This window comes from Lysobacter zhanggongensis (assembly GCF_046638635.1).
GTDB classification, from domain to species: domain Bacteria; phylum Pseudomonadota; class Gammaproteobacteria; order Xanthomonadales; family Xanthomonadaceae; genus Novilysobacter; species Novilysobacter luteus.
Genome location: NZ_JBJXHK010000121.1, coordinates 1 through 4,975 on the forward strand (window position 1 = coordinate 1; position 4,975 = coordinate 4,975).

3 protein-coding genes are annotated in these 4,975 nt (G+C 69.5%); all 3 read left to right on the forward strand.

All coding sequences use genetic code 11. From position 1 onward, the window contains the following. Positions 1-1,301 (forward strand): hypothetical protein (locus ACKVMH_RS12710; RefSeq protein WP_412700572.1); only part of this gene is annotated, 1,301 nt, incomplete at its 5' end. Positions 1,302-1,564: 263 nt separating this feature from the next. Next, complete coding sequence (locus ACKVMH_RS12715; RefSeq protein ID WP_412700573.1) at positions 1,565-4,270, forward strand: TonB-dependent receptor domain-containing protein; 2,706 nt, start codon at positions 1,565-1,567, stop codon at positions 4,268-4,270. Between the two features lie 177 nt (positions 4,271-4,447). Further along, on the forward strand, positions 4,448-4,975 hold a 528-nt coding region (locus tag ACKVMH_RS12720), incomplete at its 3' end, for a type II secretion system protein N (protein WP_412700574.1).

Here is a 4,975-nt window from a genome sequence, read left to right on the forward strand (position 1 = left end):
CGCCTCCGCCGACCACGCCGCCCCCGACCACCCCGCCGCCGACCGCGGCCGAGTGCCCGGCCGGCACCACGGACGTGGGCGAGGTCGCCAGCCTGACCAACTGCCAGTTGCCGTCGCGCATCATCGGCGACCTGCTGCTGCCGCGGGTCGATGGCCTGGTGTACTCGGTCAACGGCCGCACCGACGTCGGCGAAGACATGGGTGGCGACGCCGCCAACCCGGCCGCGCAGGCGCGCAAGGGCACGCTGACGATCGAGCCGGGCGTCACCGTGTTCGGCTCGGCCGGTGCCGACTTCCTGATGGTCAACCGCGGTTCGCAGATCTTCGCCGAAGGCACCGCGACCGCCCCGATCGTGCTCACCAGCCGCCAGAGCATCGAAGGCACCACCGACGTCGACTCGATCGGCCAGTGGGGCGGCCTGGTGCTGCTCGGCCGCGCCGCCATCAGCACCTGCCCGGGCACCGCGCAGCCGGGCACGGCCACCTGCGAGGCGCAGGTCGAGGGCGCCAACGGCTACTACGGCGGCAACGACGACGACGACAACACCGGCGTGCTGAAGTACGTCCGCGTGATGCATTCGGGCTTCGAGGTGCTGCCCGACGTCGAGCTCAACGGCATCACCCTGGCGGGCCTTGGCCGCGGCACCACGGTCGAGTACGTGCAGGTGCACAACAGCTCCGACGACGGCTTCGAGTGGTTCGGCGGTACCGTCAACGGCAAGTACCTGGTCGGCACCGGCAACGACGACGACACCTTCGACACCGATGCGGGCTACCGCGGCGGCATCCAGTTCGGTCTGATCGTCCAGCGCGCCGGTGGCGGCGACCGCATGAACGAGATGAGCTCGCAGGACCTGCCGTACCGCTCGATGCCCAACCTGGCCAACGTCACCTTCGTCGGTGCCGGCCACGACAACGCCATCGTGCTCAACCAGGGCACCCTGGTGGGCTACTACAACGCGGTGGTCACCGGCGGTGCGCCGGCCTGCGTCGAGTTCCAGTCCGCCACCACCGACGGCGTCTTCCACTCCACCTACCTGTCGTGCGACGTGCCGTTCGCCGGTGGCGCATCCGGCCGCGAGGCCGCCGCGTTCAACGCCGGCACCAACAACGCCACCGGGGCGTCGACCCTCACCGCCGGTTTCATCAACGGCGCCAACGAGGCAGCGGTACCGGCCCATGCCGGCCTGGCGTCGATCAACCCGGCCTTCGTCGACGTCGACTACATCGGCGCGGTCAAGGACGCGGGTGACACCTGGTGGCAGGGCTGGACCTGCGGCCTGACCGCCGACGACTGCTGATCGGCGATGACCGGCGTGGCCGCCGCGGCCGCCATGCCAAGGGAACGGGGCCGGAAGTCCGCGGCCCCGCTCCCGGATCGATGCCGCGGCCCGTCCGCGGCATCGACNGACTGCTGATCGGCGATGACCGGCGTGGCCGCCGCGGCCGCCATGCCAAGGGAACGGGGCCGGAAGTCCGCGGCCCCGCTCCCGGATCGATGCCGCGGCCCGTCCGCGGCATCGACTCATCCGGACGCACGAACCACATCGAAAGGCTGCCATCCATGAAGCTCACACCCGCCCGCACGGGCCTGTTCCTGGCGATCTCCGCCCTGCTCGCGCCCGGCGTGGCGCTGGGCCAGGCCACTCCCGCACCCCACGCGCAGGCCACCCCCTCGTCGGCCGCCACCGCCGGCACGACGGCCGCAGCCGCAGCGCCGGTGCAGGCCACCGAACTGGACGTGGTCAAGGTCCAGGGCGAATACATCCCCGAGCCGATGCTGCTCAGCTCGGCGGTGATGACCCACGTCTCGAAGGAAGACCTCGATCGCCAGGGCGACAGCACCGCGGCGGACGCGTTGCAGCGGGTGGCGGGCATCAGCCTCAACCACGGCCGCTACGTGTACGTGCGCGGCCTCAACGAGCGCTATTCCTCGGCCCTGCTCAACAACTCGCCGCTGCCCAGCCCCGAGCCGCTGAAGCGCGTCGTGCCGCTGGACCTGTTCCCGACCAACGTGCTGCAGACCATCGAGGTGCAGAAGACCTACGCGGCCAGCATGCCGGGCGAGTTCGGCGGCGGCACCATCAACCTGTCCAGCGCGGTGATCCCCGAGGAGCCCTTCCTCGACCTCAAGATCGGCACCGGCGGCAACAGCGAGACCACCTTCCAGGCCGGCCTGACCCACTACGGCGGCGGTGATTCGGACTACTTCGGCTTCGACGACGGCACCCGCAAGATGACCGCCGAGCTGAAGGATGCGATCGCGACCGGCAACCGCATCACCCCCGGGCGTGATTTCAGCAGCGACGAGGTCAAGCGGATCGCGCGCAGCTTCACCAACGCGCCGCTCAACCTGCTGCAGGCAACCGACAGCGTCGACCCTGACTTCAATGCCGAGATCAGCATGGGCAACGCGTTCGACGTCGGTGGCAGCGCCCGGTTGGGCCTGGTCGCCACCGCGGCGATGAAGAACAGCTGGCGCACCCAGCTGGGCATCCAGCAGGACGGCGCGGTCGAGGACGGCGTCATGACGGTGCAGAGCGACTACGAGTTCATGTCGACCACCAACAACGCCACCGTCAACGGGCTGTTCGGCGCGGCGGTCGACTGGGACGGCCACCGGGTCGGCCTGATGACGATGTACGTGCACGACACCGACAAGGAGACCCGCAGCAGCGAGGGCTACAGCCTGCTGACCGGCGACAACGTCCGCGACGACACCACCCACTGGTTCGAGCGGGAGATGATCAACACCCAGCTGACCGGCCGGCACGGGTTCGGCGAGTACCGCGACCTGACCGTCGACTGGCGCGCCAGCCATTCGCGCGCCAGCCGCGATGCGCCGTACGAGAAGGGCTTCCGCTACCGCGAGGACGCGTCCGGCTTCTGGCAGCACGACGCCTCGCAGGCGCAGAACTACACCCGCTTCAGCCAGGTCAACGAGCGGGTCGACAACGCCGGCGTCGACGCCACCTGGCGGCTGCCGACAGGGCGCGAGGTGCTGCTCTCGTTCGGTGGCGCATGGTCGGACACCGAGCGTGACGCGGTGTCGCGCGAGTTCCGGCTGCTCTCGCTGGGCAACCTGCCGTTCTACGAGCGCTACCAGCGGCCTGATTACCTTCTGTCGGACTACAACATCAGCCAGGGTTACCTGACCCTGCGCGAGACCACGGGCGGCACCGGCGCGGCGGCCTACGACGCCTCGCTGGAGACCAGGGCGGTCTACGTCGAGGCCGAGTCGCAGCTGACCCCGTCGATCCGCGCCACCGTCGGCGTGCGCTACGAGGATGCCACCCAGCAGGTGCGTCCGATCGACCTGTTCGACGAGGGCCAGCCGCTGCCGACCGCCGCACCGCTGGAGAACGACTACTTCCTGCCCGCGCTGTCGCTGACCTGGAACCTCGCCGAGAACCAGCAACTGCGGTTCGGCGCGTCCAAGACGATCGCCCGCCCGCAGTTCCGCGAGCTGGCGCCGCAGCAGTACCTGGACCTGGACAGCGACCGCCTGGTGATCGGCAACCCGTTCCTGGTCGACAGCGAGCTGGTCAACCTCGACCTGCGTTACGAGTGGTACTTCAACGCCGGCGAGTACTTCAGCGCCGGGCTGTTCTACAAGGACATCGAGAACCCGGTCGAGATGGTGCTCAACGGCCGCTCGGGCTCGAGCTGGCAGCAGAGTTTCATAAACGCCCCGGCCGCCGAGGTGCTCGGCATCGAGCTGGACTTCCGCAAGTACTACGACAGCCCGTTCGACTGGGCCGGTGGCAGCCGCCTGTTCCTGGGCGCCAACTACACGTGGTCGGATTCGGAAGTGCAGGTCGATGAATACGACGTGGCCTACACCCTCGCCGGCAACGGCCGTCCGCAGGCCGCCTCCGAGCTGGTGCTCGACGGCAGCCGGTTGCAGGGCCAGTCGGAGCACCTGGCCAACCTGCAGTTCGGCATCGAGAACCAGGCGACCGGCAGCCAGGCCACCCTGCTGGTGGGCTACGCCAGTGAGCGCATCAATGCCCGCGGCATCAACGGCTACTCGCCGGAAGGCATCGTCGTGGTCCAGCCCGACTACATGCAGGACCCGGGGACGACCGTCGACCTGGTCCTGAAGAAGGGCTTCAACCTCTGGGACACCGACGTGACCCTGTCGTTCGAGGCACGCAACCTGCTGGGCGAGGAATACAGCGAGTACCAGGCGTTCGGCGGGGGCCGCGCGGACGTGATGCGCTACGACCTGGGCACCAGCTATTCGTTCGAGATCAGCGCCTCGTTCTAGGCGCGCCCGTGCAGCGGCCGGGGCTTGGGGAAGTGCCCGGAAGCAGCGGCCCGGCGGGGAAACCCGCCGGGCTTTTTGTTTGTTGCAGCGCATGTGTCAGTTGCAATCAAACCGTCATCGAACCGTCTCATCCTGTGCGCACGGCTGAAATGTCAGTGCCCCGGCACCACAGGAACCATGCACTTCCCCGCATTGCCCGACCGCAGCATCGTTGCCGACCCGCGTCGGTGGCTGCCCGCCATGATCGAGGTCGCGCTGGTCGCGCTGCTCGCCGTCCAGCTGGTCCGGGCCGGCTGGCTCCTGCTGGCACCGCCGACACCCCTGGTCGAGACGCCCACCACCGCGACCGGCGCCGCGTCGACGCCCGCACTACCGCGGGTCGACCTGTTCTTCCGGTCCACGGCCGCGGCCGCAGATGGCAGCCGCGATGCACTGGGCTACACCCTGCATGGCGTACGGCGCGACGGCACCGGTGGCGGCTCGGCGATACTCGCGCGAGACGACCTGCAGGCATCGTTCGCGGTAGGAGGCGAGATCGCCGACGGCATCGTGCTGGAGACGGTCGGGGTCGACCACGCGGTCCTGCTGGCGGGCGGAAGACGCCATCGCCTGGAACTGCCGGAACACCATCCCGCGGGCGCGCCGTCCAAGTCCCGACCCGCACCGCGCCGCCAGGCCGCGGCGCCCGTGCGCGCGACTGCGCCG

Excerpts from the sequence above, each read along its gene's own strand:
- ACKVMH_RS12715 (WP_412700573.1), top strand. The coding sequence starts at position 1,565 with ATGAAGCTCACACCCGCCCGCACGGGCCTGTTCCTGGCGATCTCCGCC.